Annotated in this window: 3 protein-coding genes and 4 pseudogenes; 1 reads left to right on the forward strand and 6 read right to left on the reverse strand. The window is 57.7% G+C overall.

Annotated elements, in window-relative coordinates; translation table 11 throughout:
- Positions 1-26 precede the first annotated feature (26 nt).
- From ACR3EN_RS21385 to ACR3EN_RS21395, 3 genes are all read right to left on the reverse strand, one after another.
- Positions 27-185 carry a hypothetical protein gene (locus ACR3EN_RS21385; RefSeq protein WP_480918561.1) on the reverse strand — a complete coding sequence of 53 codons (159 nt, stop codon included), beginning with the start codon at positions 183-185 and terminating at the stop codon, positions 27-29.
- Positions 186-405: 220 nt separating this feature from the next.
- On the reverse strand, positions 406-531 hold the full coding sequence (locus tag ACR3EN_RS21390) for a hypothetical protein (RefSeq protein WP_480918562.1): 126 nt from the start codon (positions 529-531) through the stop codon (positions 406-408).
- Between the two features lie 115 nt (positions 532-646).
- Positions 647-1,153: an EamA family transporter gene (locus ACR3EN_RS21395; protein WP_480918563.1), complete on the reverse strand. Its 507-nt coding sequence runs from the start codon at positions 1,151-1,153 to the stop codon at positions 647-649.
- Positions 1,154-1,790: 637 nt separating this feature from the next.
- Between ACR3EN_RS21395 and ACR3EN_RS21400 the strand changes: the two are divergent.
- A pseudogene (locus tag ACR3EN_RS21400) lies at positions 1,791-2,900 on the forward strand (DEAD/DEAH box helicase); the annotation flags it as partial.
- 232 nt (positions 2,901-3,132) lie between these two features.
- Here ACR3EN_RS21400 and mltG read toward each other — a convergent pair.
- The 3 pseudogenes from mltG to ACR3EN_RS21415 all read right to left on the reverse strand — a co-directional run.
- Positions 3,133-4,283 (reverse strand): annotated as a pseudogene (gene mltG / locus ACR3EN_RS21405) (endolytic transglycosylase MltG).
- Position 4,284: 1 nt separating this feature from the next.
- Positions 4,285-5,530 (reverse strand): annotated as a pseudogene (fabF, locus tag ACR3EN_RS21410) (beta-ketoacyl-ACP synthase II); the annotation flags it as partial.
- Positions 5,531-5,730: 200 nt separating this feature from the next.
- Positions 5,731-6,000, reverse strand: a pseudogene (locus tag ACR3EN_RS21415) (HisA/HisF-related TIM barrel protein); the annotation flags it as partial.

Here is a 6,000-nt window from a genome sequence, read left to right on the forward strand (position 1 = left end):
TATTCGGATCAGCCCCTCGAGCTGCCCTAGTTGCCTGGCTGAACCAGCAAGATCTGCATCCTCCCGGTACCGATCTGCTTGCGCAGGTCTTCCGCCGCTTGCCGCAGACCGCGAATGGATGTCTCAAGCGACCGCAACAAATCTGCCGTCTGGGAAATCCGCTCTTCCGGGGTAATCAAAGTCATGTTTGCCTGTGACCTCATGCGTGAGTTTTCTCCGCACGAGAGAAACGAAAACGGCCACCAGGTTGCCCCGGGGCCGTTGCCCACTTCTTCTAGCATGACACAACCTGTACGTGATACCGTATTTAAAGTCAATGACTTACGCAACACACACGCAACAGGCAGCGTACGATTTGGTTACCATTGCAGGGTCGTGGCTTTAAGCTCTATCGCGCCCAAGGGGTTATCCCCGTATGATTTCCAAAACGGCTGCTGTCACGATGAACGCAGCGCCGGTCGCCTCGCGCAGACCAAACGGCTCACCGGAAAAGATCGCGGCAGAGATCAATCCCACAACGACTTCGCTCATAAGGAGTAACCCGACCCGTGCGGGAGACAGTTGTGTCGCTGGCCAAATCGTCAAAAAGACCATCGGCAACGTGTAGAGCGCCGACACCAATGCAAACGGCAGGACGTCCAGAACGCTAGAACCATCGCCAGTTGGGAAAATCGGACCTGAACCAAATGGCAGGCTCACAAGCGACAATACCAAAGCCCCGCCAGAAAAGCGAACACTTGGCCCGACACCGGAACCGCACCCGCCCGGTAGAGCCCAAGTGTTCCAAGCGCCAAACCATACCGGAAATCAGGGCCAGCCAGTCGCCCGCATTGCGCGGCCTGGGTATGATCTGTTCGCCGCCCAATACGATAACGAGACCCAAAAGACCGCTGAACAGACCCAGCAACCGCATGGGGCTGAGACGCTCACCCAGAAACAGGCGGCCAAGTAGAGTGCCCCAAACCGGCGTCAGATAGAACAGGAGGATTGATCGCACGACTTCGGTATAGACAAGGCTGATTGAAAACAGGCTGAACGCGGCCCCTGTGAACATGCCGCTGATTATCAGACCTCGCCAGTCCTGAAATATCTCCAGTCGCATGCGCCATAAGAAAGGCGAGAGAACCAACAGCGCGGCAACATACATGACCATCCCGGGCCATGGACCGGTCAACCCTTATCAACAAAGAACCGAACCGGAATCCAATACAATCCCCACAACATGCCGAACACCAGGGCGATACTGGCAACTTTCAGATTGGAGCCGGGCACATTTCCTGCGGTCATCCGCAATCCTCAAAAACATATTGATCTGGTGTCGAATTCCGGTTTGCTGCAGATCGCCACAGTCTGCCGACACACGGGATCGAATGGCCTAATCGGTTTTGAAACGCCAGAACAAATCCGCACTTCCAATTGAAACGAGTGGTCTTTCTGATCCATTGCTGCACCTCCGACCGGGGAAACCCGGCTATCGCATCCTTCAGATGCAGCAGATTGTGGTAAGGGGTTACACCGTCAGCCAGACAATCCCTTGACATTCATCGCTCCAACCCTCATGTGCCGAACGAAACAGCGCTGCAGCGTGAGCATTGGCTGGCCGGACCGGCCCGAACAGCGCTTACCTATCTCATAGTTCCCAATCACGCGGGGTTCTTAACGCGACGACCAGGGTTGCAGGATTCGCCTGCACGTCCTGATATCTCGCATAACCCCTGTTGGTCACGCTCTGTGCGCGGCCAGTTGTTACTGGTCTATGGGTTAAGGTCCCGGGCCGAAAAGGAAAAACAGTGTTCGACTTTGACATGCTCGGCCTTGCGCCAGCCGTGAACGATGCGCTTAAACGCGCAAATCTATCACAGCCCACACCTATTCAAAATCAGGCCATCCCTCTGGCTCTTAAGGGCCACGACATTCTGGGTCTTGCCCAAACCGGCACAGGTAAAACGCTGGCTTTTGGTTTGCCCGTGATTGATCATTTGCTGGCCGAGCCCGGCAAACCGACCCCAAAACCGCCAAGGCGCTCATCCTTGCTCCGACACGCGAGTTGGTAAACCAGATCGCCGACAACCTTCGCACCCTGACCAAAAAAACCAAACTGCGCGTCGCCACTGTGGTCGGCGGCCAATCGATCAACAAACAGATCATGTTCCTGTCGCGCGGGACCGACATTTTGGTGGCGACACCCGGACGCTTGATCGACCTGATGGACCGCGGGGCCGTCAATCTTAATACGGTCCGCCATCTCGTGCTGGACGAGGCCGATCAGATGCTGGACATGGGCTTCATCCACGCTCTGCGTCGGATAGCCCCGCAACTGGCACCCCCGGCAAACCATGCTGTTCTCGGCCACGATGCCAAAACAGATGGAAGAACTGAGCCGTGCCTACCTGACCAACCCAAAGCGCGTGCAGGTCTCACCCCGGGTAAAGCGGCGGACAAGATCACTCAATCGGTTCATTTTGTGAACAAACCCGCAAAACCGGCCAAACTGCAGGAAATTCTGTCTGCCGACATACACCGACACTTGTGTTTTCGCGGACAAAACACGGTGCCGAAAAGCTCATGAAAGCCTTGTGGCCGACGGGTACAACGCCGCCTCCATCCATGGCAAAAAAGCCAGGGCCAGCGAGATCGCGCAATCAAGGCGTTTCGCAGCGGGAAATCAATGTACTTGTGGCGACAGATGTCGCCGCTCGTGAATCGATATTCCTGGCGTTGCTTATGTCATCAACTACGATCTTCCCGAAGTGCCTGACAACTATGTTCATCGGATCGGAAGAACCGCCCGCGCCGGACGCGAAGGCGAGGCAATTGCCTTTTGCGCACCGGAAGAGGTGGACCTGCTGCGTCAGATTCAAAAGCTGATGAAAATCGAAATTCCAGTTGCGGCGGCACAATGCCGGAAGCTGTTGAGGCACCGAAACCTGCAAGACGTCAGATCAATCGACGTAGAAGAACGACACCCCATGCCGCTAACAGATCCGCAAAACCGGGACCTCCAGACGACGCCGGCGCCCACGTAAACCGGCAGCGTGATCGTCACCCAGAACGATCCGCGACGACGGCCGAAAAACGGAAAGAACCGGCGCAGTGAAACCTGCGCCGGTTCTTTGCAAAGATACGAACTGATCAGTTGCCCGAGTTTTGCTCAGCCTCAATCTCACGCCACTTGGCCACGTTGCGATTGTGCTCCTGCAGGGTTTCGGCAAAGGCGTGACCGCCTGTCCCGTCGGCCACAAAGAACACATAATCTGTATCGTCCGGCGCTACAGCCGCCTCAAGACTCGCCTGCCCAGGGTTGGCGATTGGGGTCGGCGGCAATCCGTCGATCACATAGGTATTCCATGGAGTTGCGCGGCGCAGCTCACTTCGCCGCAATCCGCGCCCCAGCACGCCCTGACCTTTGGTGACACCATAGATCACCGTCGGGTCGGTTTGCAGTTTCATACCTTGGTTCAGGCGGTTGACAAAGACACTGGCAACTTGTCCGCGCTCCTCAGGGACCGCCGTTTCCTTTTCAATGATTGACGCAAGGATCAACATCTCTTCCGGGTTATTAAGGGGCAGGCCCTCTTGTCGGCCCTCCCAGATCGCGTTGATCCTAAGCTGCTGTTGCTCCTGCATTTCCTGCAGAACAGCGTTCCGGTCTTCACCACTGCAACCTCGTAGCTGTCTGGTGCCAGCGTTCCCTCGGCCGGCGGTTCGGTCACATCGCCCGTCAAAACATCCAACGCTTTCAACGCTTCAACCACCTGCCACGAGGTAACCCCCTCGGCCATGGAAATGCGAAAACGCGTGTCGGCCTCGTCGCGTTTTTCCTGATAGACCTCGGGGATCTCATCTTCGCCAACCTCAAACGCCGCAACCTCGACAAAGTCGAGCGTCGCCGAGTTCAGTTCGCGTATCCGGGTCTGGTTACGGGTCACACCGATCCGGTATTCAATCTCTGCACCGCAGGTGCTCGCCCCACTGCGGGTGATGTCTTCGATGATCTGCTGCATCAGGCGCCTTCGCGCACGAGAAAGCTACCCGCTTTCAACTGCTGCGCCTTGTCGGTGTAATCGGCGGCCATCCGAAGATGGTGGCGCTGCTGATCGCACCCTGGTCTTCAAGATCGCGGCTGACATTTGTCATGTTTGTACCGCTTTTGACCTGCAGGCAGATCGCCGTCTCAAGCGGGCCTTCCGATTTGTATTGCGATTGCCCCCACATCAGACCGGCCCCCAGAACAGGCCGATCACAAGAACGGTCAGCATGTTCGATGCCAGAGCCCGCCACATCTATTCGACCGAAGATCACGCTGGCATTTGTACCTCCAAATCCGAACGAGTTCGACAAGGCGACGTTGATCTCGCGCTCGCGCTGGCGTTTGGAGCCAGGTCGATGGGCGTTTCAACGGCTGGGTTGTCCAGGTTGATCGTGGGTGGCGCAACCTGATCGCGAATAGCAAGGATCGAGAAGATCGCCTCAATCGCACCTGCAGCGCCCAGCAGATGGCCTGTCGCGGATTTGGTCGATGTCATGGTCGCGTTGCTGGCGTGGTCGCCCAGCAGTCGTTCCACCGCACCCAGCTCAATCGTATCCGCCATGGTCGACGTGCCGTGGGCGTTGATGTAATCAGATCTTTGGGCTCTAGCCCGGCGCTCCAGCGCCGCTTTCATCGAGCGTTCGGCACCATCCCCATCTTCGCTGGGCGCGGTGATGATAGGCGTCACCCGACATGCCATAGCCAGAACCTCGGCGTAAATCTTGGCACCGCGCGCTTTGCGTGGTCGTAATCCTCAAGAACCACGATCCCAGACCCTTCACCATGACAGCCCGTCGCGGTCAATGTCGTAAGGGCGGCTGGCCGCTTGGGATCGTCCGCATACTTTGTGGACAGCGCTTTGCAGGCATTGAAACCGGCGATACCGATTTCGCAGATACACCTTCTCCGCCACCCACCAATCGCTGACATCGGCATCCCCAGCGCGAATGATACGGCTTGCGTCACCAATCGCATGCGCGCCGGTCGAACACGCAGTCACAACCGAGTGGTTGGGCCCCTTGAACCCGAACCGGATCGACACCTGACCCGACGCGAGGTTGATCAGCGCGCCTGGAATAAAGAACGGCGACACGCGGCGCGGACCCTTGTCCCGGATCAGGTTCGCGGTGTCGGCAATGACCCAAGCCCACCAATACCGGACCCAATCAGGACGCCGGTTTTCAGGCGGTCTTCCTCATCCTCGGGTAACCAGTTGGCATCCTTGCATGCCATCTCTGCGGCAGCGATGGAATGAGGATAAAGTCCTCGATCTTGCGCTGTTCTTTGGGCGGCATCCAGTCATCAGGATTGAACGTCCCGTTGGTGCCATCCCCGCGCGGGACTTCGCAGGCATAGGTCGTTGTGACCCCGCTTGCCTCGGCATCGAACTGGGTGATGGGTCCTGCGCCGGATTCCCCGTCCAGCAGCCGCGACCGGTTTCCTCGACCCCACTGGCCAAAGGAGTGACCAATCAAGACCGGTTACAACGACTCTGCGCATGAAGTGCCTCTTGCCTGCTTCCTGTTTGAGAACCGCTCCTACCCCGGCCCGGGGCCGAAGGCAAAAGCAACGGCGGTTCCGCACCGGCATCCTGTTGCCGATGGTTTTGCCGCGAAAAGTGCGTTTGGCTTCGAAATTTCCGGAAAAACCAGCCGCCGCTTTTCGCGGAACGCGAACGGGTTGGATCAACCGAACCGCCCTTACTGAAACTGCGCCACGGGTTCGTGCGCGGCCCGTGCCACATCAGCGCCTCAGACAGGTCAATCGCCTTGCGGAACAGGGCGCGACCCACCAATGCTCCGGCAATGTTCTGGATGTAGGCCAGTCGTGAAATGTCGTCCACCGTACGCACAACGCCACTTGCGATGACCGGTGTACGGGAATGCTGCGCGCAAGCCGGAATCAGGCCCAACTGCGCCTCGACATCCTCCATGTCGCTGTCGATGTCGGTGATCAGAATGGCCGCAAAC

The sequence above is a fragment of the Ruegeria sp. G7 genome (assembly GCF_056535465.1).

Bases quoted from the DNA above. Each gene is read 5' to 3' on its own strand.
- ACR3EN_RS21385 (WP_480918561.1), bottom strand. From the start codon at position 185: ATGACTTTGATTACCCCGGAAGAGCGGATTTCCCAGACGGCAGATTTG.
- ACR3EN_RS21390 (WP_480918562.1), bottom strand. From the start codon at position 531: ATGAGCGAAGTCGTTGTGGGATTGATCTCTGCCGCGATCTTTTCCGGT.
- ACR3EN_RS21395 (WP_480918563.1), bottom strand. From the start codon at position 1,153: ATGGTCATGTATGTTGCCGCGCTGTTGGTTCTCTCGCCTTTCTTATGG.